The following is a 23,837-nucleotide window of genomic DNA, read 5'->3' as shown; positions in this document are numbered from 1 at the left end:
TTATCAACACTTATGCAAGACTTTTGCCACGTTCACTTGGCGCGATAACTAGCCGCCCTAAATGACAACGCCCTTCACGTAAGTAGTATTGCCCAAACCCTAATATGCGGCCTTCGTCATTAACCAGCGCGTAAGAATTCAGCGTATCTAGGTTTAAATCTGTTTTAAAGCTTTGCTTATCAAATGGGTAATTAAAAAAAGGCCCAGACCAAATACGCAGTTCAGCCTCTGAGTTAAACCAACCCATTAACTCGTTGAGTTGCTCACTCGTTACTTTAACTAGCTTCATGTTTTAACCTATCGTATAAACCTGATGCACGAGTAACAGATTTATTCATCGCCATAAGCAATACATTTTTATCGGCCACCAGCTCAAATGTGGTTTTCGCGCGGGTGATCCCCGTATAAACCAATTGCCTGTTAATGCCCTGATTAGCCTGTTTTATTGGTGGTAAAATCATTGCAGTGTAAGCAAATTCAGAGCCTTGCGACTTATGAATTGTCATGGCATACACTTTATCGTGAGCAGGTAAACGTGCGGGCGAAAAGGCGCGAATATTTTCTTGTTCATCAACAAACATGGCTTTTAACTGACCTTGCTCATCATGCATTAAAATACCTATGTCGCCATTAAACAATTTTAGCTGGTAGTCGTTTTGGCTGATCATAATTGGCATACCCACATAATGCCTTTGATAAGGCGAGATTAAACCTTGTTGAGCCAGTGCTTTTTCAATACGTTGATTAAGGCTATTTACACCGTAATCACCCTCTCTGACGGCTGCCAGTAACTGATAATGCGCAAATGCTTTATGCACACTTGCAACACTTGCCCCTTGCTGGATAAGTTGCAAATAATCGTGGTATTGCAACGCCGCTTGTTTCACAAACTGCTCTATCGGTTTACTAATTACGCTGTAATTAAGTTTAAGGTCTTTAAAGCCACCTTGATTAATCGTTTGCTCTACATAGCCCAGTAAGCCTGTGTTATTGGTATTTACAGCTTGTGCTAATTGACCAATGCCGCTGCTGCCATCAAAACGATAACTTTGCTGTAAAAACGCAATACAATCGTTAAGTACAAAATGACTGCTCGCCGCAGGTATCTCGCTCTGATTATTAAAACTAACGCGATTAAGCTGCGCTGCTCTTTCACTGCTGTAAGCAGGCATTTTGCCAAGCTCTAACCCTTGGCATAGGTCGCTAAGAATACTGCCCGTATCAACCGAGGCTAATTGGTCTTTATCACCCAGTAAAATAAGCCTTGCATGGTTCGGTAATGCCTCGATTAGTTTTGCCATAAGTGACAAATCAACCATCGATGCTTCATCAATGATCAGTACATCTAAATGCAGCGGGTTACGCTTGTTATGGCGAAACTTATTGGTATGCGGAATAACGCCCAGTAAACGGTGAATCGTTTGCGCGCTGTCTGGAATAAGTGGCGCGATATTATCAGGGATCATAGTGAGCTTTTGCTTTGCCCCTAAAATCGACTCTGTTAAACGAGCTGCCGCTTTACCTGTCGGTGCAACCAGCTTTATTGTTAGCGGTGCACTGGCATACAAGGATTGTAATATGGCCAGTAGCTTAGTTACCGTGGTGGTTTTACCGGTACCCGGGCCACCGGTGATCACACTAAAGCCTTTTGTTGCAGCGATCGCACAGGCTACTTTTTGCCAGTTTAATGTTTTAATAGGATCGCTTGGGCTGGTTGTATGTTCACTGCTAGGAAAATACACCTCAAGCAATACCGTTAATGCGGCTTCATCTAGGGTGAGCTCTTTCGTTGCTAGATGATGTAAACGCGATGCCAGTGTGGTTTCGTATTCTGCCAAACGGGCAAAGTAAAGTTTATTCGCAAACAATAGCAGTGGTTTGTCGTCCCCGACACACTCAGCATTCATTAGTTTATTAACGGCCTCAGTAAGGCCAAATTCTGATGCAAACGGGGTTAAAACATCAGGGGCTGCGATGCTGGCATCAGCTAAGCTTTGCTGTTTAATTTCAAACGGATTTTGCCAGTTTATATTCACGAGCTCTAAACAGCTGTGCTGACTTTGCTGCGCTACCGCAAGTAATAAAATCAGGTAAAAAACCTCACTGTGCGCTGCATCGTTATTCTCTATCAACGATTGTGAACCGGCTACTGTTTCTGTACCAGTCAATAGTTCAGCGAGTTTCACATCAACTAAGCGAATACGTTTTGCCTCCAGTAAATAACTCAGTAATGGCTGCGTTTTAATCTCTGTGGCAGGTAACACTGAATCGCTTTGGGCATGTTCTGCTGATTGTTCTGGCTGCTTATTCATTGGCTCGTTTTGCTCATGGTCATCAAAGCCGAATGTCATTTGACTCATAGCATGGCTCCTTGTGCGAATAGGCTATCAAGCTCAGTTATTTGCTGTTTTGTTAGCTGATTAAAATACACCCCTTGCCCTTCGCTCATACCACGTAAGAAGGTGTAGTAAACACCGCCTAAATGCGTGTCGCTATCGTAATCTTGAATACGTTGTTTTAATAAACGGTGCAGTGCTACGGTATAAATTAAATACTGCAAATGATACTGATGACTGGTCATGGCTTGTTCTAGTTGCTCATGTTGGTAATCAGCCGCACTGTTGCCTAAAAAGTTCGATTTATAATCAAGAATATAATACTTACCCTGCCAGCAAAATATTAAATCTATAAAGCCTTTTAGTAAGCCTTGTACCTCACTAAAGTCGAGCTGCCCAGGTAAGTTAAAATGTTTTACCAACACTTGGTTAAGCTTATCGCTTGAGAGCGATAACAGCGGTAAATTAAATTCCATTTCGACCAAACAGGTATCAGGCTCAAGTACTGATAAACTAAGCCCTTTATCGTTCAATGGGCAATTCAGCGCAGCAAGGAGCCACTGCTCGGTCATTTCCTGCCAGCTATCATCAATATGGTATTTTTCGAATAACTTTTTGATCACTTTATCAAGTGCATGGTCATCTTGTTCGCTGGCCGGGCGCTTTAACGCATAAGGGTCGGTAAAGTCTAATCGCTCAAAAATTTCATGCAAACAACTACCCGGCTTAGCCCCTTTAGGGAAGCTGTAAGGAGTTAAAGCATTGGCATTTTGGGCTAAAAACTCATCTTTTTCGTGGTCTTCATCACTGCGGCCAAGTTCAATATGATCAGTATGCTTTTTCAGCGTTAAGCTACTAAAACTGGTTGAGCGCCAATCACGCTGAATGTCTGCTTTTACAGTATTAACTTGATATTCTTGCTCACTGTCAGCGCCAGCAAATGTTAACTTTTCAAGCTCATCTGCTTGGCGAAACGCCTCATAGTGCATGTGCGCAGAACCTTCACAAAATTGTTGTAACAACGCGCGCCATTCATCGCCCGATTTGATCTCTAACCCTGCAAATAATACGTGGCCAATGCTGGTACTTTGAATACCAGGGCGAGCACTACGACCTTGCGAAATGTTATACATACCCACAGAACAAAAATGCACGGCACGAGTCAGCGCCACATAAAGTAAGCGTAAATCTTCAGCCAAGCGCTCTTGCTCTGCTTTTTGCATTGCGTCGTCACTTTTAGCAAGGTCATAAATCAGCTTACCGTCTTTATGATAAAGAGCTTCTTTGCTTTCGCGATAACCACAGGCAAACGGCATGAATACAATCGGGTACTCTAAGCCTTTTGAGGCGTGCATGGTGACAATTTTCACCAAATTAGCATCGCTTTCTAAGCGTACTTGCACCGCTTCACCATCTTGTTGACTAACTTTTTGTGCAAACCAACGCAGCAACCTGTGGGTGCCCTCAAGCTCAATTTGCTTTTGCTGTAAGATTTCCCCTAAATGGCGGAAATCGGTGAGCCAGCGCTCAACGTTGTAACCTAAGCCTTGCCAACGCGCTGCGAGCTGATTATGGCTTAATAAACGCTCGAGCATCGCCATAGCGCCTTGTTTATGCCAAATATGAGCAAGCTGAGCAAAAAAGTTTAAATGTTCTTGCCATGCGCTTTCATTTTCGTGAAGCTCATAAATACGGTTGTAGCTTAAGCAAAACAATGGCCCAGCAAGCACACCACGCAGTAATGATTCATCATACTGTCCATGCAATGCCGATAAAAAGTTCAGTAAATGATGACTAAGCTCTTGGTTAAAAACACTATCTCGCGATAAATACACACTGGCAATGGCGGCTTCTGCCAGTGCAGTTTTCATCAGCTGTGCTTCGTTTCGGTCACGCACTAACACACAGATATCAGCGGCAGTAAGAGGTTTTCCTGCAATGGTTGCAGCGCCTGCATCAGCTTGCTTGAGTAGCTCGGTGATTTTTTTCGTATATTGCAAAGCCAATGCTTGTTGAGCCACCCCTTTGCTAGTTGGCTTGTTGTTGGCTTCGGCGTATTCATCAACAAAAACCGAAAATTCAAATGCACTTGGCATTTCACCGTTTATTAAAAACGCTTTGTCTTGCTGTTTTCCCTTCGCATTAACCTTTTGAAATGGGATTGCGTCGTTATAAATAAAGCTATTGTCATTTTTAGAAAATAAGCGGTTTACGCTATCAACAACCCCTTCACTTGAGCGATAGTTGGTATCTAGGGTGTATTGCTTGTCTTTTTCAACGGCTTGTTTTGCGCCAATATAAGTAAAAATATCTGCACCACGGAAACCATAAATAGCCTGTTTTGGATCACCTATCATGGCAAGGGTGGTGTTTTTAATGCCATAAATACGGCTAAAAATGCCATATTGAACTGGGTCGGTATCTTGGAATTCGTCAATCATGGCAACTGGAAATAAAGCCGCAATTTTTTCACTTAATGCTTGGCCTTGCTCACTTAAAAGCGCCTGATGCAAGTTACTCAGTAAGTCATCTGGAGTAATAACGCCTTGTTCTTGCTTGCGTTTAACTAATGCATTTGCGACCCATTTAGCTGCGTATTGCACTATCGCAATATTCAATCCGTTATTGATAAGGCTACTAAGTTGCGCCATTTCATCAAACCGAGCCAGCATTTCGTGACTGAGTAAGCTGCCGTTTTTCTTATAATTTGCAGGGTCGCTTAAATTCTCTGTGCTCCACACTTCAAACGAGTATTTACTCGTACCAAATACAAAAAACAACTCGTCATTGTTTAAGTATTCTTCAAGCGCTGCAAGGCTGTTTTTTCGCCCTGGGGTTTTTGAGCCACTTAAATCAGACGCTTTTACAGCATTAATAAACTCACTCTCACGGCACGCCTTTTTAAATGCCGGGACTTTTGCCACAAAGTTATCGCGTGCTTGCCATATATCGTCAAGGTCATACTCGGGGGTGATTGTTGCCCCTTGTTTATTGAGTAAACTCACTACCTGTGAATACAGTGACGCAGGCACTGGGAAAATATCGGTAATTGCTTGCGTGCGCTCTTTTGATTGTGGGTAAACAAAAGCACGCCAAAAGTCATTAAGGGTTTCTTGAATAAGCTCACGCTCATCTAAAATAAACTCTAAGTTAAACGCCACCCCTGATTCAAAAGCATGTTGTTTCAGCATTCGCTGACAAAAGCCATGAATGGTGAATATGGCAGCTTCATCCATCGACTTTGCCGCAGCGTCTAGCAAATCAAATGCGGCGTGTTTGTCACTTACCTCGTCAATTACTTGCTCAATCAGCTCATCATCGGGCTTTTTGCCAAGCAGAGCATCTCTGGCATTGATTATACGCGCTCGCACACGGTCTTTAATTTCTTGGGTGGCGGCCTCAGTGAAGGTCACCACTAGGATTTGCTCAACACTAAGCGGCGTATTTAATTGTTGATCTTCCCCGGTCGCTTTTTGTAAGCCCAACAAATACCGTAAATACAAACCTGTGATTGTATAGGTTTTACCTGTACCGGCACTGGCTTCAATAAGGCTTTGCCCACACAGCGCCATACTCATTGGATTAAGCGTTTGCATGATCGGCCTCCTGTGCTAATTCAACGAGTGGCGATAACAGCAGCTCGCTCCATTTTATAAACTCTTCTTCACAGTCTTTAAGGCTCTTTATGGTTAAACGAATATACGGATTTTCACCCTCACCCATGCCTATGTATTGCGGCGCGAATTTATTGTTTGCTTTGACCATATCTTTATCTGTTTTTATGTACTCGTAACCACTGACCGGAAAGAACGCCACTGGGCGAGTTAAAAGCGTTTCATAAAGCGAGAACCAATCGTTTAAATACTTGCGGGCATCGTTTTCTGACAAGGGTGAAAAACTAATTTGCTTGTCTAAACCAAGAATAAGGGTTTCAACTGGCTGGCCCATTATTTGCGCCGCTAAATGATGCACAAAGCCACGAATAACATCTTTTGCTTTAATACTGGCGGTGCGATAAAACACCTGTTTTTGACCATAAATATGATTTAACCAACCTTCTAGTGTGGTATTGGCAATTTTAATATTTACTTCAACGGGTAATGCTTCATCACCTTGAATATGTGCTTTCACTTGCCCTGCAAGCGCATCAACTCGGTGCTGCATACTTTCAAATACAAGATCGCCAACATGGGCTTGAGGTAACTCACCGCGCTGCATTATTTGCGCTTGGTTCAGAGGAATTTCTTGAATGCTGGCTTCGAGAATTTCGTCTAGGTAAAAGTAGCGACGTAATGCGTCTAAACTAAATGGCTCTTCATCTTTAGCAATATCGTTAAATTGCGGCAAGCGTAAACCCAAACTTTGCTGATAAAAGCTCTCGTGCGGCTGGCAAATACTACGAATAAACTGAGTTAACTCAACACTGCTTTCTGGCTGGACACTAAGCGCTTGCTGAGGTTCAGGGTTAACAGCTTGAGTTGGCATCCACACTGGGTTATAGCTGTGTAATTGTGTGGCTAGCGGTTTGTTTGCTTTTTGCTCGCCATCAGTTTGGTTTTTATTACCTTCTTTGTTAGTGGTCAGATAATAAGCCGGATTAAATGGCTGTAAGTGCTGATAATTAATTAGCGCCTCTGGTAGCTTTAAGTGAGTGTCTTGATCAGCAAATTCAAAACTACGGGCTATGTATTCCAGCAGTTCGCTCACTAAAGTTGAAGGCATTCTTGGTTGGTTATCAAAACAAGAACGACCAATATAACTGATGTATAAATTCTCACGGGCACTTAAAATCGCTTCTAAAAACAGGTAACGGTCATCAAGTTTGCGAGAGCGGTCGCCTTTTTGGCGTTTTGAGAAAGGCACTAAGTCAAAACCAATTGGCTGAACGGTACGCGGATAATCCGCATCATTTAAACCTAGCATGCACACCACTTTAAATGGCACCGCACGCATTGGCATCAACGTACAAAAGTTAACTTGGCCCACTAAAAAGCGCTGCCCTACGCCTTTTTCTTGAATACCTTGTTTAACCAAGTAACTCACAATACGCTGCGAAACGGCTTGTTGGTAATCGCCATTATCATAATGCTTAATCAGTGTATCGAGCACTTTTTGCAGTACTAATAAATCCCAGCTTTGTTCACCTTCATCACTGTATATATCGCTTAATAACTCTTTTAGAATTTCTGCCTTTTCATTAAGCGGTGCATCAGCTTGCAGCTTGGCTTTATAACGGGCCAGTATATCAATAAATTCAATGAGTTTATTTAAGGTATTTAGTGCCATACCTTCAACTTCATCGGCACTGTAAATCCCCGAGAAAGGCAGTTGTTCATCCCGTTGTGCAACACCTAATAACAAACGGTTTAAGCCATGTTGCCAGGTATTTAAATCTATTGCGGGTAAGCCAAAACTGTTTTTGTGAGCGGCATCTAAACCCCATTTAACCCCAACGCGTTCAAGCCAAAAACCTATTTGCTCATACTCATGAGCTTCGAGTTTAAATTTTTCGGCAATTTGCGTGACTTGCAGTAAATCAAGAATGTCAGATACACCAAAGCGTGAGTATGGTAAATCAGCTAAACTAGCAAACGAACTAAGCACCGGTTTTTCTTGCTCTATGGCTAAATCGGCTAACGCATAAGGGATAAAGCGTCGCCCCTCTGCACCACCAAACACTGCCTCAATATACGGGCTATATGTGCCAACATCCGGCATCATTACAATAATATCTTTCGGTGTTAGTGCTTTATTTTCATTGAATAAATTAAGCAAGTAATCGTGTAGTCGTTCTACTTCACGAAGTGGCGTGTGACAATCGCTCAGCACAATACTGGTGTCATCAGCCTGAATCGGCAATTTGCCTTCGTCATTAATAAACCATTCTTTATCAGGCGTTAGTGATTCACCTTTAAATGCTAATTGGTAAATTTCAGACTGAATTTGCGATAGCAAGCTTTGATCAAACTCGTTATCGAATCCGTCAAGCCACTGCGCGTCTAGTTGTAGTAACTGCTCAAAATAATCTCGGCCTAATTTACCCCACGACGAGAGTAACGGGTTACCAATAAAAAAGTACTCGTGTTCAGGGTTTTTAGCGCTGTCTTCAAGCGCTTGTAACTGCGGGCGTTTGGCATATTTAGCAGCAATCTTGGCTGCTGTTTTTTCATCGAGTGTGTCGCCCCAGTAATGTTCACTTGGGTTAAAGAAAAACAAAAACACCTGCGTTTTTTTCGCAATGGCCTGAAATACTTCAAGCTGGCTGCTAGCAATTGCAGAAATACCAAATAAACTAATACGCTCAGGTAATAGGCTTGCGTCCATTTTTTCAAGGGCTGCAAGGAGTTTGTCTTGCATGTTGGCACGGTGATATTGGCTTTGCCCAAGTTCTTTACTGTGCGCCACCAGCTTGCGCCAAAGATCCGGTTGCCATGGCGCAATGCCTACATCAACATCATCAAGTTCATTGATGCCCTGCTCCCAAGTGGCAATCCAATTAGGGCGATACATTAAGTATTGGTCATAAACGTCGGCAATTTTCTCGCACAAGGCAAAGGTTTTTTGCCCTTCGCTATCACCCTCTAAATAGGTTTTCAGTGGTAAATACAGCGGCTCATCAATGCAGTTTGGTAAAATCGCAAACAGCTTCCAAGCAAGGTTAGCTTTGTTATACGGTGATTCACTGGGTACATCAGGCAATAATTGTTGGTAAAGCTGCCAAATAAAACTCGAAGGCAGCGGAAAATCGACCTGAGCGGCAATCCCTAAGTGTTCGCTTAAACCTATTTTTAGCCACTGCGACATACCCGGTGACTGCACGAGCACAATTTCTTTTTTAAAGGGGCTCGTTAATGGATTAACTTTAAGAAGAGCGTGAAACCGCGCTTGCAGTGCTTCCATGCGATTTGATTGAATTATATTCAGCACTCTACACTGTCCTTGCTTGAAACTAACTAATTGACACAGTGTAAGATATTTTAATTAGATGGGATAGAGAGAAATACCCGCAAACAAGGCTTAATTCCATGTTTGCCATGAGCTGCGGGTACGTATTACGGGTATGCGCTACAGGCAATATTTACTGGTATGGACTTATCGTCGATAACGCAAACTCGGTGTGCATTATCTCATCACCCTTGATACCTTTAAGCGCAATACGAATGGTAGGATCTGCTTTTTGCCAATCGATTGTTAAATCGCCGTAGTTAACCTCATGAGTGTAATCACCAACACGGTGTTTATTGGGGCTAACATCTTTCCACTTTTCTGTTAGTCCAGAGCTGGTCATCTCATAAAGTGGGTAATCTAGGTTTTGTTGATACTTAGACAACTCCCCCCAGTGGGTATCGCCACTGACAATAATCACACCATTTACTTTATGCTTTTTAATAAGCGCAAATAAACGCTCACGATCAGCCGGATAATTTGCCCATGACTCCCAGCCTGTAAAATCAGCCAATAGCTGTAAGCTTGAGGCAATGATTTTTATCTTTTCGTCTGACTTAAGCTCTTGCTCGAGCCATTGCCATTGTCTTTCACCAAGCATAGAGGCGTTTTTATCGGTTGTTGGGCTATAAGGCCCTTGTTTTGCAGGTTTTCGTTCAAGCTGATAGGTCATCGCCGATACGTGATTCAACGGTGCGCGATTAAAACGCAGATCAGGCATGATCACCTTTACTGTTTGTTCACCTTCACCGTAAGTGTACGAAGTGTAAATACCATCTTCACGAGTCCTGCGAGCAGAATCCGCAGGCTCTTGCCAAAAATCGAGCATGATTTTTCGTGACTGCTGTTTTTTGGGGTATTCACTGCCAGCGTCATTTTCGCCATAATCATGGTCATCCCACATGGCTATTATCGGGGTATTCGCACGTAATGTTTTAAAGCCCGGCTTTTGTCCTAAGCGTTGATATTTATCGGCAAGTACCGACATATCTTCGGTATCACCATAAATGTTATCGCCAAGGAACATAAATAAATCCGCTTGCTCTTTGTTGATGGCATCAAAAATTGGAATAGCTTTATCTTGATGACCACATGAGCCAAACAAAATTTTACTTGGCGCAGCAATCGCACTCGCACAACTAACCAGCATTAACCCAGATAAGGTGCTTCTAAAAAAACTAAGCGTTACACTCATTTTAAAATCTCCTTAATCGGCGCCGCCATTTTCGGATTAACTTGCTGACTATTTACACCTAAAATGCTCAGCACAGTTGCCGCTACTTGTGCTTGTTTAAGCTCATTTTTGGGCTTTATTAAGCCTGTTGCTTTTATATCTGGGCCGATGGCTGCTAGCCAAATGTGTTCAGAGCCAACAATACCATTTGGAAAGTGCTTAATAGCTTGCTCTGAACGTGCCAGAGCACGCTTCGAACTATGATGCTGCCAATCATCAGCATGGCTGCCACGGCCATGATCGGTGGTAATGATCAATGTGGTATTGTCTTTATAGCCCGGTGTTTGTTGAATTGTTTGCCAAAGGTCACGAATAAACGCATCACTTTGTTTAGCCGATTTTAAGTAGGCATCATATTTACCGTTATGAGCAAAGTCATCGGTTTCACCCAAGCTAATAACCAGCAAACGCGGCTGTTTATTTAATAAATATTGTTTGGCAAATCGGTAGGTAAAGCTGTCGAGGCGAACATTGTGCCAAGGGCTTGGAATTTCGCTTTGCATTTGGTTTAGCAGAGTCACTTCGGCTGATTTCACCGCATCAAAAGATTCAAAGCCAGCATTAACAAAAACTCCACTTCGTTCGCGATTTACAATATAAGGAAACACATCCCAGCTACCAAAAAGCGCGGTTTTACCTTTAAACTCGGGTTGAGAATTTAAACTCTCTAAAATTGTTTTATTGTGGTTAGGCACTTTATCGTTGCTATCGATATTTTCATCTACAATGCCGGTTAATATTTCACTGTAACCTGGGTATGAGAAATACCACGGGTTTCTTACCGACATAAATGAACCTTGAGTTCTATCACCAATCAAAACGCCCTGCTTTGCCAGTGTTTCGCTAAAAAATGGCATTAACGCTTGTGTACGCTGTGCTTGGTCATCTCGCCAAAAAAGCGCCTTTAGCTCATCTGTATCTGCAACAAAATCAGTGTTATCAATTAAGTTTTTATCTGCACCAGAGAACACTTCTTGCCAGCGAAGTCCATCAAGAGTAACGAGCACAACATTGTCGGCAGCTTTACTGTTTAGGCTTAAAAAAGATGCTGCGACCACTGCCGTCGCTAAAATTATTTTTTTCATATATCACCTGCTAAAAAGCCCATCAAAGATGGGCTGTTTAAAACGTCGCTTATTAATTAGAACTGCGCAGTAAGTGTTAAAGCTGCGGTACGTGGTGCACCAATAAAGTAGGTTGAACCATTACCTGTACCACCCGCAAGATATGATTTATCAAACAGGTTATTAACCACAAATGCAAGGTCAAGTGATTTAAACACACCCGAATCAAGGCTCGTGTTATAACCAATGTTTAAATCAACCAAGGTGTAGCCATCAACCTTGTTACGTGTACGGGTTTGTTCATCAGTCCATGCACCTAAACGCTCACCGGTGTATTTAGCCGATAAACCAAAGCGGAAATCACCACTGTAATAATCTGCTGATACCACAAATAAATCTTGTGCTGAGTCAATCACTTCATCACCCGCTTTAAAGCTTGCAGATGCTTCATCATGTAACTCACCATCGCCGTTATATGCACTTGGATCGTTCGATTGATACTCAGAGTTATTGTAGGTATACGATGTGTAAAGGTTCCATTTGTCAGTCAGCATATAGCTTGCAGAAAGCTCCACACCTGTTGACTCAATACCGCCTACGTTGATGTAAGAACCGTTCGTGCCAATCGTGTAGTCAATACCATCGGTATCACTGCCCGGGGCAATAAAGGTAATACGGTTATCAAATTCGATGCTGTAAGCCGTTGCCGTTAAACGTAAACGGTCATCACTGTAACGCACACCTAGGTCGATGTTTTCAGCTGTTTCAGGTTCAATTTCGGTCAGTGTTGATGAATCGCGTTCAAGTACGCCATCTTTAATTGCCGCAAAGTTTTCGCTGTAACTGGTAAATAACTCTGTGCTTGCAGATAGCTGATACAACACACCGCCGCTGAATAGTACGTCTGAATCACTGTCGATTTTATCTGAATATTCATCTTCAAAATGGTTATAACGCTGCAGTTCAACAAGATACTGTTTAGCACCTAAATTAAGTGTGAAATCGCCTAAACTGATTGAGTCTTGCACGTACCATTTGAATGTATCTGTTTCAAACGTGTTCTTGTACTGTGTCCAATAAGGTGTTTGGTCAAAATGATGATAGACACGGGCATCAATAACTTTATGCCAGTCACGTGATTCATCGCGGTCTGTTTGTTCAAACCAAAAGCCGGCTTCAATATCATGATTGCCAAGCGTTACTTGGTACTCACCGGTCATACCTAAGCGGTCTTTTTTGTAGTGAGTATGACGATACGACATAACCGGAATGGCATCATCTGGGTAACAGGCTGGGTTTAAGCCGGGGCCAGATGACCATGGCCACTCTAAACTTGCCGTACAACCTGCAGCAGGTGCAAGTGGATTACCGTCGCTATCTGTAAAGCCATAGCTGCCTGCGTTTTCACCACCAATTGTTGTTGGGTTACCATCGCCATCAACTGGTGACGTTAAATAAGGCGGGATCCAATCACCACGACCCGAGTTTTTATGGTAGTAAGGCGACAAGCTTAAGTTTGAAGTGGCACCTAATGCGTAATCAAACTTTACATACGCAAGGGTATTTTCACGCAATGTACCCCAGCCCTCAGCAAACATTTGATCAAAATGCGGCACGCCAGTCCAATTCCAAGTTAAACGATCCCAATCAGGGTTTTGTTCAAACTCACTAATGCTGATGCTGTTATAGTTAATTTCGTGAACATCATCATACGAAACACGACCCGTTACGGTTAGGTCGCTAAAGTCTGATACAAACTTAGCTTCGATATGCTGGTTGTCTTTACCACCATTGCTGCCATCGCCAATCCAGCGGCTAGTGTCTGTTTGCGAATAGCTAATATAGGCTTGCGTGTTATCAAACACAGTGCCGGTTTCGTGCTTAACAAAGTAACGGCTAGCATTGTGATCGCCCGTTGTATAAGCAAACGTGGTGCTTTGCTCAGTACTCGGTTGTGCACTCACAAAATTAAATGTACCGCCTAGCGCTTCGAGTGATGCAGAGGCAATATCAGACGTACCTTGCCCTACTTCAACCGTTGCTAAGTTTTCGCTGTCAAGATAACGGTTTGCTTTTGCGCCGCCACCATAGTTAGAACCGCCATTAGGAATACCATCAATCGTCATACCTAATTGCTGTTGATTACCATCGATACTAAAGCCACGCATAGTAATGGTGGTTGACCAATCGTCACCACCAAATGCATCACCTTCGTTGATGCTAATACCCGGTAAGTTATCAATCACGGCTAACACACTTGATACTGAACTTTGTTGCTCAAGCATGGCAGGTTCAATGACGTTATTTGCATAACTGGTTGGCTTTGCAACAACGGTAATTTCTTCAATTTCGTTATTGGTGTTTGCATTTGCCGATGTTGCTAAAAGCGTTGCGATTACAAGGCTTAGTTTTGTTTTTTTAGTTACTGTGCTCATTGTTTTTCCAAGGTTACGTATATAAAAGCGGGCACAGTATGCAGAGCGTGTATGACATTTAGGGTCAAAATTTTTGACACAACAGTTAAACAATTAATGCATTTTCATGGCAGATTTAAGACTCAACTGTTTAATAAATAAGAAAGTATTAGAAAAACGCCCAGTCAAATTAACTGGGCGCTTGTTGGTTGGACAATATTATTAGATTTGCTTAAATCAACTCAGCCAGCATTTCTTCGCTATATGGTGTTAACGCTTCACCATTTTTAACTTTACTGATGTAATCTGGGTTCGCAATGAATGGGCGACCAATCGCAATTAAATCAAATTGGTTGTTATCGATAGCTTGATTTGCTGTTTCAAAGCTATAGCTACCTACCCCTACCAAGGTACCTTTATAAGCACCACGCATATATTCAGACGCCGACTTATTACCTAAACTTGCAAAGCGCATGCTGTCATCAAAGATACCAACATGTAGGTACGCAAGGTTACGTGTTTCAAGTGCTGGTAATAGATAATCAAATACTGCTTTATCACCGTCGCTTTCAGTCATATTAAAATACGCACCTGGCGATAAGCGTAATGCTGTTTTATCTGCACCAATGGCTGCCACTACAGCATCAACAACTTCAAGAGCAAAACGTGACATGTTTTCTGGTGTTTGACCGTATTGGTCTTCACGTTGATTGGCAGCAAAGTGTAAGAATTGATCAATCAAGTAACCATTCGCACCATGAATTTCAACGCCGTCAAAACCCGCTTCAATTGCATTTTCAGCCGCTTTTGCGTAGTCAGCAATTAAACCTTGGATGTCTTCGATGGTTGCAGCTTTTGGTGTCACGTAAGTTAACTCGCGCATTCTTGGTACCGAACCCTCTACACCAATTGCTGATGGTGCCAGTACATCACCACCAAAAAAGTGAGGATGAGCAACACGACCTACGTGCCAAAGCTGAGCAAACATTTTGCCGCCTTTCGCGTGCACAGCATCGGTCACTTTCTTCCAACCTTGAATTTGTTCACTGGTAAATAGACCCGGTGTATTTGGGTAACCTTGAGCATCTGGGCGAATAATCGTTGCTTCGCTAATAATTAAACCGGCATCGGCACGGCGCGCATAATAATCAACCATCGCTTGGGTTGGAACGAGGTTATCGTCGCTCATACAGCGTGTAAGTGGGGCCATTAGTACACGGTTTTGCAGCTCAATACTGTCGTTTAGTTTAAATGGAGAAAGTAAATCGGTTGTCATGGTTTTATCCTTATCTTGAACATACATTCAAGATAAGGGCGAAACATACTAACTTCAAGGTTTATTTTGAATATTCGTTCAAGATTACGTAAACTTCGTTTATAAATCGTGAGGAGCCTTAATGAGAACTGCTGAATTTGATACTGAATTTGTACTACGCCAAGCCATGCATGCCTTTATGCAACATGGCTATGCGAAGACCAGTATGCAAAAATTAAAAGAAGTGACTCATCTTCATCCGGGCTCTATTTACGCGGCTTATGGCAACAAAAAAGGCTTATTTTTAGCCGCTACTGAGCAGTATCAAAAAGACAGAAACCAACAATTTACTGCCCTTTTTAATGACCAACAATCAATTTTATCGACCCTCAAACATTACTTAACTGTGATTGTTGATGAATGTATTGAAGGTGAAGTTGCCAAGGTATGCTTGCTTACAAAGAGTATTTCTGAGGTTGAAGGCAATGATCCACAAATTTGTAGTGTGTTGCGTGGTAACCTTAATGCCTACGAGAATGCCCTCGCCGAACAAATTCAAAAAGCCCTTGATAACAACGAATTTAAAAGTAGTAAGCCAGCTCAACAGTTGGCGCGCTTTTTAGTAATGGGTATATACGGTATTCGTACCTATGCACTAACAAATCAAGATCCAAAATCTCTGCAACAACTTGCTGACGATCTATTCGCTGCATTAGTAAATTAATTTAGCTATTAACTTTACTTGTCATATTTATTTATCACCTTATGATTAAGGTGTAGCTGTGTATAACTAAAAGAGTGAGCCTGTCATGAATAATGCAACTGCTAAACGTGTTGAAACTGAGTTTGATGCTGTACTCGCCTTAGGCGCAAAGAAACGACTCGCTTATATGTTTGAAACGGTTCAAGAGTTTAAACAAGTGTGGATCCTCAATGATGAACATGGCTGTGTCATGCTCTCTAACGAAGACGACGACTGTGTTCCTGTATGGCCTAGCCGCGAGTTTGCACAAAGCTGGGCAACCGGTGAATGGCAAGATTGCGAGCCCAAAGCGATTCCAGTAAAAGATTGGTTAAGTCGCTGGACACCCGGCCTTGAACAAGATGACTTACTGATTGCGGTGTTCCCAACAGATCAAGACGACGGCACCATTTTATTCCCCGACGAGTTTGACTCACAACTGAGAGTGCCGAAAAAACGATTTTAAATACAAGGGAGCCATGCGCTCCCTTTTTTATGCTATTTGTTGTAAGCGCAGTGCTGAAATATCTTTTATCGGTGGCTTACCAAAAAAGCGAGTGTACTCGCGGCTAAACTGGGATGGGCTTTCATAACCCACTTTTAAAGCTGCAGAGCCTACATCTATTCGCTCATTGAGCATTAGTTGTCTTGCCGCTTGTAGCCGTAAGTTTTTTACATACTGCAATGGGCTCATTTTTACTACATCACGAAAATGCAGCCTGAATGTTGACGGGCTCATGTGTGCATCACGAGCCAAATCATCGATTGAAAATTGACTAGTAAAGTTTTCTTTTAACCAACATAAGGTTTTGGCGATTTTTTGATGGGCAGAGCCAGACATCACAATCTGTCTTAAATAAGGGCTATGCGGACTATTTAACAAACGCAATATGATTTCTTTTTTAATTAGTGGCGCAAGATTAGCTTTTAAATGTGGCTCATTGTCGAGTTGAATTAGCCTAAGCAAAGCATCAAGTAAGCCGTTATCAGTATCAACCACCGACATAGCTTGATGTTTAGGGAACTTATCTTGCCCTGCAAACTCCATTTCAGCAACAATATGGCTTATTTCATGAGCATCTAAGCGTAGATATAAGCCGTAAAATGGCTGCTCTTTACTAGCACGAGTAATATGTGAGGCAACAGGCACATCGACTGAGGTCACGAGTGATTGGCCGTCAGTGTAATCATAACTATGCTCACCTAGTACCACTCGCTTTGCGCCTTGCAAGCTAATGCCCAGTCCTAATTCATACACGCAGGCCATCGGCAATGAAACTTCGCTTCGTCTGAACACCAATAACTCTGGAATAGCTGTTTCAAAACTACCATCTGCAACCGCTATCGCTTTCACTGCTTCTAATAATGCCTGACGCATTTAGATTACCTCTAATAAATACTCCATTAAGTGTATCACCGTAATTTGAGGTTAGGACCATTTAAGGTAACAGTTCGTTGCTTTAGGCAAAAATTACATCATTTATGGCAAGCAGAAACCGCCATCATCGACCATAATGTATTTTCAATTTTTCGATTACATACTCTATGTAATCAGCCACTGCTACAAAACTTCAATATATTCAATACCTAAAATCAAAAGAGAAATTATGACCCCAAATAACACGGATCTATTTGTGTTTGTCGCGATCGCTGCTTTGGTAACCGTTCATGACAAGCCTTTGTTAAAACGAGCATGTCAGCACGCATTGAATGATGGCGTATCAATGCAAGAGTTGTGTGATATTTTACCGCATATTAGTGTGTATTCTGGGGTGCCAAAAGCATTGTTGGCGCTAGATATTTTAAACTCGCTTGATGATATTCAAGGTTCAAATTCGCTGCTTATCAAACGCACAGAGCAGCAACTAAAAACCGCACTGACATTGGGTCAGCTGCCTTTTGACAAAAAGCAGCAAAACAACAACGTGTTTGAGCTTGCCTCTTTAGGTGCATTATTTGCGTTAGACGATGCCAGCAGCTTAGTTAGTGAGCAACTAAAGCGCTGTGTAATACTTGGCTATAGCCGTGAACAACTTGAATTATTAGTAATAGAACTTGCCAGAAAGGTCAGTAGCCACATAGCCATGCGCGCTAAATGTTATCTCGAAAAGCACTTTGCTATGGTAGGTTAATAAAACCTGCCAAAGCGCAATTTTCCTCATTGACTTTAATTCATGTAACAACTTTTTGTTTCCTCATATCGTTTGGCAAAGTAACTCTGAAAAACCTTCAAACAACTATACTGTAGAACATTGAATTTACTTAATTAACCATCCTTAAGTTACGAAAAATATAAATTAAACTAAGATGAAAAACCTATGATTTTGTCTATATTTAAGAAGATATAACTTAAATAGTGAATTGTATTAATGAAATCAACGATTTTGGGAAAGCTCAACTTTTTTAAAAGTAATGGGTTCACATTGGTAGAGCTTATGGTGGCTATATCAATTATAGGGATCTTATCCTTAATCGCCCTACCTAATTATCAAAGCTATGTAAATGAATCTAAAGCAGCTACCTTGTTATATAGAATCCATTCTATAGGGCTTGCATATCAGGATGTTATAGCAACTTCACCAGATGCACTGGCAAAGCCAAATGAGCTTTCAAGTTCAAGTTTTGGTCAAGCCCCAAGCTATTTACCAGGACTTGCCAGTCAGTTTTATGAAGAGTTTGATATTGGATTTTCAGCTCAATTAGTTAATCATTCTGGGTTTTTTAATTTTACCGGTCATGAGGCTTTTCCTGTTTTATTTTTAAAAGCAAATAGTCAAAACGGTTTAAATGTACTTAATGCCTTAGATCACATAACTGAGTTAAAACACTCTTTCGTGACTCCTAATATTATGATTATTGCGTTAGCAACACCTTATGAGACACACCAAACAAATAAAGAACCTTTAGCTGCAAATTCAAACCTTCCCAAAATCAATCAACCACCTAAGTTAGCTAATGCTGGGACTAGCAAGCAACCTGAAGCAAGTAATAATGGTAACCCCCAACTTCCTGATGCAAGTAACACAGGTAACACCCCACCTCCAGATAGAAGTAGTGGTGATAGCAACACGGGTAGCCAAACGAGTACAAGTACAGAAACTAGTACCAATGGTGATTCAGAATCGGGCAGTCGAAGCAATGCTGGTTCTAACTTGAATTGGCCTCCGGGCTGGGTAAAACACCCTGAACAACATGAAGGTCAGCAGCACGGCCATCACGAATAAGTAACTAGGAAGATAAAAATGATTTCAACCAATAAACGATGGCAAGAAAGTATCGCGCAAGCGATGGATGAAACGCAAAATACTCAACGAAATAAAAATCGATCTTTTATTGTTTTACCGAGCTGGCTTCCTTATGCAACATATATTGCTTTTGGGTTTTTGTTAGCAAAAGCACTAGTTATCGGTCATGAAACTCACCCTGTAAATTATGACAGAGATTATCAAACGGGCAGCTCAGTAGCATTATTAATGATTGCAGAAGATGTTGAACATTACCGCACAACTTACGGAGAACTGCCAGATGATTTACCAAGCCCTATTGCATCTGTTATGGATGTAACTTATGAAAAAATTACCAACGAACATTTTCGCCTAACCATTCCACATGGTAATTCAACAATTACGTTTGATGCCAAAGACGACAAAATATATATGGAATGAGTATGGCTGATAAACATGAGGTACACAGAAGTAATGCCACTTTTAATTGGCTAAAACGATTTTGCATTGAAAAATCAACTAACAGCAATATTAATATTGAAGAAATGTATAACGGTGAATCTGCGATTTCAGCATGGAAAAGTGCAGAGGCAATTTTGCAAGTCGACAGCAAAATATTAACTGAAATGATTGCAAAGAGTTACCAGTTAGAGGTTGCAAAACCTCCTACCAATGTGCCGGAAGAATTGCTTCATTATGTTTCTCTTAAAGTAGCCAGAGAGTATGGCATTTTTCCTGTGGACTTTACTGATGACTTATTAACAGTTGCTTCACCCCACCCATTTGATACTGATATGGAAGCAATGGTTGAATTTTTAACGACCCTGCATGTTAAGTCAGTATTGGCATCACCCGAGCTCATAGCAAAATGGACAGAAATGTTTTATCAGGAGCAAATGCTATCTGAAAATGACATTATTATAAAAACAACCCAACTTAAAACACGAACCAAACGAAATGAGCCCGACTCTTCAAACTCAGCCATCGTTAAAATTGTATCTGAAATGCTGTTAGAGGCATTTATATTTAAAGCCAGTGATATCCATATAGAACCCTTTAATAATGGCGGCATCGTTCGTTACAGAGTAGATGGCATGTTAAGGGTCATATCAGAATTACCTGCACAAGTTTTTATCCCAATAATACAAAGAATAAAAGCATTAGCTGGCCTTAATTTAGCAAAAAAAATGGTCCCACAAGATGGTAGTGTGAGTTTAGAGCTTAAAGGCCAAGATGTTGACCTACGGGTATCGACATTACCTGTTAAAGGGGGAGAAAAAGTAGTCATCCGCCTGCTAATCAAATCTGTTGTAAACAAGTTAGATGATATTGGTTTACAACAGCAAGAGCTCGACACATTTAAAAACTTACTGCAAAGTAGCGAAGGTATCTTTGTGATAACAGGCCCTACCGGGTCAGGAAAAACAAGTACACTTTATGCTGCCTTAAAAGAATTAAACTCACCCGAAAAGTGCCTTGTTACAGTTGAAGACCCTATAGAATATGAAATTGAAGGTATTGCCCAAGTTAATATTAATCCTCAACAGAACCTTACCTTCTCCAGCGCCCTCAGAAGTATTTTAAGACAAGACCCTGATGTAATATTGATGGGTGAAGTTCGCGATGAAGAAACCGCAGAAATGACCTTTCGCGCTGCAATCACCGGGCATTTTGTAATGACCACCTTACATACTAGTGATGCAATTACGACTATTTCAAGATTAATAGGCTTAGGTGTGTCACGGCCTATTATTGCCGACTCTTTAAAAGGTGTTGCAGCACAGCGCTTAATTAGAAAACTATGCCCTAGTTGTAATCTAAGTGGCCCATTGGCCACAGATACCCATGGCAAACGCTTTAAAAGCATCTTTCCTGATATAAATATTATGTCGCCATCAGGTTGCGATGAGTGCGATCACACTGGTTACAAAGGACGCATTCCTCTGTTCGAAATAATCACTATAGACTATCAACTAGCCGATGCAATTAGAGCTGGAGAGAGTACCAGTACGTTAAGAGAGGTTGCAGCTCAAAGCGGTGCGAGGTCTTTATATAAAGTGGCCTTAGAAGCATTATCAAAAGGCCTCACTTCAGCAGAAGAAATAAACAGAGTATTAGGACAGTCTTTTTGGAAAGAGTGTGAAAGAATTAACAGCTTGGATAATTAGACTAGCTAAAATACGCCTTTAAACCATTTGAGAATAATTAAAGTAAGCTTGGTAGATAAAGAAATGGCGGTGACGGAGAGATTCGAACTCTCGATACGTTGCCGTATACACACTTTCCAGGCGTGCTCCTTCAGCCACTCGGACACGTCACCTAAGGCGCTTAGAGTTTAGCGCGGCGTTATAGTATGAAAACAACCCTACAGACGCAAGGGCTTTTTAAAATAGTGTAGTTAAGTGATTAGTAATCAAACAAAAAAGGCAAGGTAGACACCTTGCCTTTTGTATATAGTCAATTCGTTGTTAACGCTGAAGCGTTGCTGAGAACTCTAACATACGGTTAAGCGACTTTAATGCGCCTTCGCGTAAGTCCATATCAACAAACACTTCTTTACCTTCTGGGTCTGTCAGTGCTTCTTCAATCGCTTTTAAGCCATTCATTGCCATCCACGGGCAATGTGCACAGCTTTTACACGTTGCGCCTTCACCTGCTGTTGGTGCTTCAAAGAATTCTTTCTCTGGGCATAACTGCTGCATTTTGTAGAAAATGCCACGGTCAGTCGCGACGATGAACTTTTTGTTGTCCATGGTTTGCGCTGCTTTGATAAGTTGGCTTGTTGAACCAACTGCATCTGCTAAGGCTACAATCTCCGCAGGTGACTCTGGGTGAACCAATACAGCCGCATCTGGGTGTAAGGCTTTCATATCCTTAAGTGCTTTGGTTTTAAACTCGTCATGAACGATACAGGCGCCATTCCACATGATCATGTCAGCACCTGTGTTCTTTTGAATATAAGAACCTAAGTGTTTGTCAGGACCCCAAATGATTTTTTCGCCTTGCTCATCTAAGTGCTCTACGATCTCTAGGGCACATGAAGAAGTCACTATCCAATCAGCACGCGCCTTAACTGCAGTTGATGTATTTGCATACACTACTACTTTGCGATCTGGATGCTGATCACAAAACGCAGAGAACTCTTCGATTGGGCAACCTACGTCTAATGAACAGGTTGCAGCAAGTGTTGGCATAACAACTGTTTTATTTGGCGTAAGGATTTTTGCTGTTTCGCCCATGAAGCGAACACCCGCAACCACAATTACATCTGCGTCGTGCTTAGCGCCAAAACGCGCCATTTCTAGCGAGTCAGCAACACAACCACCTGTTTCTTCAGCAAGCGCTTGAATTTCAGGATCAGTGTAATAATGGGCAACAAGAACGGCGTTCTTATCTTTCAATAATTGTTTGATACGTGCCTTGTACTCGGCTTGCTCGTCTTTAGATAACGGAGCTGGCTTTGGAGGGAAGATATAATCTTCAGGCATAATTTGTTCAGCTAGACTCATTTCTCGACCACTTAGTCCACAGTGCATTCATGGCGCGAATTATACGAGAATCTTAAGCTAAAGAACAGTATTGCTGTGCGCTGTTAAGATAAATAAAGGATAACTTAGATAGAAAAGGTAAGTAAGAGATGGTGGGTCATGATGGACTTGAACCATCGACCAATGGATTAAAAGTCCACTGCTCTACCAACTGAGCTAATGACCCGCTCTGAATATTTAGATGCGTAAATCCGCCGATGTGAGATACCATTTTTAGAAATGGTGGGTCATGATGGACTTGAACCATCGACCAATGGATTAAAAGTCCACTGCTCTACCAACTGAGCTAATGACCCGCTCTGGATATTTAGATACGTAAATCCGCCGATGTAAAATACCATTTAAAATGGTGGGTCATGATGGACTTGAACCATCGACCAATGGATTAAAAGTCCACTGCTCTACCAACTGAGCTAATGACCCGCTCTGGTATTTAGTGCGTAAATCCGCCGATATAAGACCATTCGAAGAATGGTGGGTCATGATGGACTTGAACCATCGACCAATGGATTAAAAGTCCACTGCTCTACCAACTGAGCTAATGACCCGCTCTGTCGCTTAATTAAAGCTGCGTAAATCCGCCGATTTGAATAATACCATAAAATGGTGGGTCATGATGGACTTGAACCATCGACCAATGGATTAAAAGTCCACTGCTCTACCAACTGAGCTAATGACCCGCTCTGGTATTAAGTGCGTAAATCCGCCGATGTGACCATTCAAAGAATGGTGGGTCATGATGGACTTGAACCATCGACCAATGGATTAAAAGTCCACTGCTCTACCAACTGAGCTAATGACCCGCTCTGCTGCTTATAAAAGCTATACGTAAATCCGTCGATTAAAGATTACCATTCTAATAGAATGGTGGGTCATGATGGACTTGAACCATCGACCAATGGATTAAAAGTCCACTGCTCTACCAACTGAGCTAATGACCCGCTCTGATGCTTATAAAAGCTATACGTAAATCCGTCGATTAAAGATTACCATTCTAATAGAATGGTGGGTCATGATGGACTTGAACCATCGACCAATGGATTAAAAGTCCACTGCTCTACCAACTGAGCTAATG

Annotated in this window: 16 protein-coding genes and 8 tRNA genes; 6 read left to right on the top strand and 18 right to left on the bottom strand. The window is 41.8% G+C overall.

Going from position 1 to position 23,837, the window contains the following annotated elements; genetic code table 11:
• Positions 1–10 precede the first annotated feature (10 nt).
• From NH454_RS04830 to NH454_RS04795, 8 genes are all read right to left on the bottom strand, one after another.
• Entirely contained in the window at positions 11–289 is a 279-nt protein-coding gene (locus tag NH454_RS04830) for a GNAT family N-acetyltransferase (RefSeq protein ID WP_253038368.1), read from the bottom strand.
• Entirely contained in the window at positions 276–2,312 is a 2,037-nt protein-coding gene (gene recD / locus NH454_RS04825; RefSeq protein WP_253038456.1) for an exodeoxyribonuclease V subunit alpha, read from the bottom strand. Before recD ends, NH454_RS04830 begins: the two co-directional genes overlap by 14 nt.
• Before the next feature lie 44 nt (positions 2,313–2,356).
• Positions 2,357–5,932, bottom strand: a complete 3,576-nt coding sequence (gene recB, locus NH454_RS04820) for an exodeoxyribonuclease V subunit beta (RefSeq protein WP_253038366.1) — start codon at positions 5,930–5,932, stop codon at positions 2,357–2,359.
• Entirely contained in the window at positions 5,919–9,263 is a 3,345-nt protein-coding gene (gene recC / locus NH454_RS04815; protein WP_253038364.1) for an exodeoxyribonuclease V subunit gamma, read from the bottom strand. The genes recB and recC overlap by 14 nt, the downstream gene beginning before the upstream one ends.
• Before the next feature lie 151 nt (positions 9,264–9,414).
• On the bottom strand, positions 9,415–10,431 hold the full coding sequence (locus NH454_RS04810; protein WP_253038454.1) for an alkaline phosphatase D family protein: 1,017 nt from the start codon (positions 10,429–10,431) through the stop codon (positions 9,415–9,417).
• A 41-nt stretch (positions 10,432–10,472) separates the two neighbouring features.
• A complete protein-coding gene (locus NH454_RS04805; RefSeq protein ID WP_253038362.1) occupies positions 10,473–11,600 on the bottom strand; it encodes an alkaline phosphatase family protein in 1,128 nt (375 codons plus the stop codon).
• Positions 11,601–11,656: 56 nt separating this feature from the next.
• The gene (locus tag NH454_RS04800; RefSeq protein WP_253038360.1) at positions 11,657–14,014 is read right to left on the bottom strand and encodes a TonB-dependent receptor; all 2,358 of its coding nucleotides are present in this window, start codon (positions 14,012–14,014) and stop codon (positions 11,657–11,659) included.
• A 211-nt stretch (positions 14,015–14,225) separates the two neighbouring features.
• Positions 14,226–15,269, bottom strand: a complete 1,044-nt coding sequence (locus tag NH454_RS04795) for an alkene reductase (RefSeq protein WP_138557142.1) — start codon at positions 15,267–15,269, stop codon at positions 14,226–14,228.
• A 121-nt stretch (positions 15,270–15,390) separates the two neighbouring features.
• Here NH454_RS04795 and NH454_RS04790 point away from each other — a divergent pair, with 121 nt between their 5' ends.
• Positions 15,391–15,972: a TetR/AcrR family transcriptional regulator gene (locus NH454_RS04790; protein ID WP_135925039.1), complete on the top strand. Its 582-nt coding sequence runs from the start codon at positions 15,391–15,393 to the stop codon at positions 15,970–15,972.
• A gap of 85 nt (positions 15,973–16,057) precedes the next feature.
• Complete coding sequence (locus tag NH454_RS04785; protein WP_135925041.1) at positions 16,058–16,456, top strand: DUF2750 domain-containing protein; 399 nt, start codon at positions 16,058–16,060, stop codon at positions 16,454–16,456.
• 27 nt (positions 16,457–16,483) lie between these two features.
• On the opposite strand, the gene NH454_RS04780 is transcribed toward NH454_RS04785, so the two are convergent.
• Entirely contained in the window at positions 16,484–17,368 is an 885-nt protein-coding gene (locus tag NH454_RS04780) for an AraC family transcriptional regulator (RefSeq protein ID WP_135925043.1), read from the bottom strand.
• A gap of 229 nt (positions 17,369–17,597) precedes the next feature.
• On the opposite strand from NH454_RS04780, the gene NH454_RS04775 reads away from it, so the two are divergent.
• From NH454_RS04775 to NH454_RS04760, 4 genes are all read left to right on the top strand, one after another.
• On the top strand, positions 17,598–18,122 hold the full coding sequence (locus NH454_RS04775; protein ID WP_253038358.1) for a carboxymuconolactone decarboxylase family protein: 525 nt from the start codon (positions 17,598–17,600) through the stop codon (positions 18,120–18,122).
• A 237-nt stretch (positions 18,123–18,359) separates the two neighbouring features.
• A complete protein-coding gene (locus tag NH454_RS22320) occupies positions 18,360–19,214 on the top strand; it encodes a prepilin-type N-terminal cleavage/methylation domain-containing protein (protein WP_290442519.1) in 855 nt (284 codons plus the stop codon).
• 18 nt (positions 19,215–19,232) lie between these two features.
• Complete coding sequence (locus NH454_RS04765) at positions 19,233–19,655, top strand: hypothetical protein (protein ID WP_253038357.1); 423 nt, start codon at positions 19,233–19,235, stop codon at positions 19,653–19,655.
• A gap of 2 nt (positions 19,656–19,657) precedes the next feature.
• Positions 19,658–21,382: a GspE/PulE family protein gene (locus NH454_RS04760; protein WP_253038356.1), complete on the top strand. Its 1,725-nt coding sequence runs from the start codon at positions 19,658–19,660 to the stop codon at positions 21,380–21,382.
• A 64-nt stretch (positions 21,383–21,446) separates the two neighbouring features.
• Here the strand turns inward: NH454_RS04760 and NH454_RS04755 are convergent.
• The 9 genes from NH454_RS04755 to NH454_RS04715 all read right to left on the bottom strand — a co-directional run bounded on the left by NH454_RS04755 (position 21,447) and on the right by NH454_RS04715 (position 23,703).
• A tRNA-Ser gene (locus NH454_RS04755) sits at positions 21,447–21,534 on the bottom strand.
• A gap of 148 nt (positions 21,535–21,682) precedes the next feature.
• The gene (gene nadA / locus NH454_RS04750) at positions 21,683–22,723 is read right to left on the bottom strand and encodes a quinolinate synthase NadA (protein ID WP_135925056.1); all 1,041 of its coding nucleotides are present in this window, start codon (positions 22,721–22,723) and stop codon (positions 21,683–21,685) included.
• A 129-nt stretch (positions 22,724–22,852) separates the two neighbouring features.
• A tRNA-Lys gene (locus NH454_RS04745) sits at positions 22,853–22,928 on the bottom strand.
• A 54-nt stretch (positions 22,929–22,982) separates the two neighbouring features.
• Positions 22,983–23,058, bottom strand: a tRNA-Lys gene (locus tag NH454_RS04740).
• Between the two features lie 51 nt (positions 23,059–23,109).
• Positions 23,110–23,185: transfer RNA gene (locus NH454_RS04735), tRNA-Lys, on the bottom strand.
• Between the two features lie 49 nt (positions 23,186–23,234).
• A tRNA-Lys gene (locus NH454_RS04730) sits at positions 23,235–23,310 on the bottom strand.
• Positions 23,311–23,366: 56 nt separating this feature from the next.
• Positions 23,367–23,442: transfer RNA gene (locus tag NH454_RS04725), tRNA-Lys, on the bottom strand.
• A 47-nt stretch (positions 23,443–23,489) separates the two neighbouring features.
• Positions 23,490–23,565, bottom strand: a tRNA-Lys gene (locus NH454_RS04720).
• A gap of 62 nt (positions 23,566–23,627) precedes the next feature.
• Positions 23,628–23,703: transfer RNA gene (locus NH454_RS04715), tRNA-Lys, on the bottom strand.
• Positions 23,704–23,837: the final 134 nt, after the last annotated feature.

The organism is Pseudoalteromonas sp. Ps84H-4 (assembly GCF_024124645.1).
In the GTDB taxonomy this organism is placed as follows: Bacteria; Pseudomonadota; Gammaproteobacteria; order Enterobacterales; family Alteromonadaceae; genus Pseudoalteromonas; species Pseudoalteromonas lipolytica_C.
The sequence above is the reverse complement of the archived record's forward strand: the minus strand, read 5'-3'. Positions and strand labels throughout refer to the sequence as shown.

Bases quoted from the DNA above. Each gene is read 5' to 3' on its own strand.
- recD (WP_253038456.1), bottom strand. From the start codon at position 2,312: ATGAATAAGCAGCCAGAACAATCAGCAGAACATGCCCAAAGCGATTCA.
- NH454_RS22320 (WP_290442519.1), top strand. From the start codon at position 18,360: ATGAAATCAACGATTTTGGGAAAGCTCAACTTTTTTAAAAGTAATGGG.
- NH454_RS04790 (WP_135925039.1), top strand. From the start codon at position 15,391: ATGAGAACTGCTGAATTTGATACTGAATTTGTACTACGCCAAGCCATG.
- recB (WP_253038366.1), bottom strand. From the start codon at position 5,932: ATGCAAACGCTTAATCCAATGAGTATGGCGCTGTGTGGGCAAAGCCTT.
- NH454_RS04810 (WP_253038454.1), bottom strand. From the start codon at position 10,431: ATGCTGGTTAGTTGTGCGAGTGCGATTGCTGCGCCAAGTAAAATTTTG.
- NH454_RS04760 (WP_253038356.1), top strand. From the start codon at position 19,658: ATGGCTGATAAACATGAGGTACACAGAAGTAATGCCACTTTTAATTGG.
- NH454_RS04785 (WP_135925041.1), top strand. From the start codon at position 16,058: ATGAATAATGCAACTGCTAAACGTGTTGAAACTGAGTTTGATGCTGTA.
- NH454_RS04830 (WP_253038368.1), bottom strand. From the start codon at position 289: ATGAAGCTAGTTAAAGTAACGAGTGAGCAACTCAACGAGTTAATGGGT.
- NH454_RS04800 (WP_253038360.1), bottom strand. From the start codon at position 14,014: ATGAGCACAGTAACTAAAAAAACAAAACTAAGCCTTGTAATCGCAACG.
- NH454_RS04765 (WP_253038357.1), top strand. From the start codon at position 19,233: ATGATTTCAACCAATAAACGATGGCAAGAAAGTATCGCGCAAGCGATG.
- NH454_RS04775 (WP_253038358.1), top strand. From the start codon at position 17,598: ATGACCCCAAATAACACGGATCTATTTGTGTTTGTCGCGATCGCTGCT.
- nadA (WP_135925056.1), bottom strand. From the start codon at position 22,723: ATGAGTCTAGCTGAACAAATTATGCCTGAAGATTATATCTTCCCTCCA.
- NH454_RS04795 (WP_138557142.1), bottom strand. From the start codon at position 15,269: ATGACAACCGATTTACTTTCTCCATTTAAACTAAACGACAGTATTGAG.
- NH454_RS04805 (WP_253038362.1), bottom strand. From the start codon at position 11,600: ATGAAAAAAATAATTTTAGCGACGGCAGTGGTCGCAGCATCTTTTTTA.
- NH454_RS04780 (WP_135925043.1), bottom strand. From the start codon at position 17,368: ATGCGTCAGGCATTATTAGAAGCAGTGAAAGCGATAGCGGTTGCAGAT.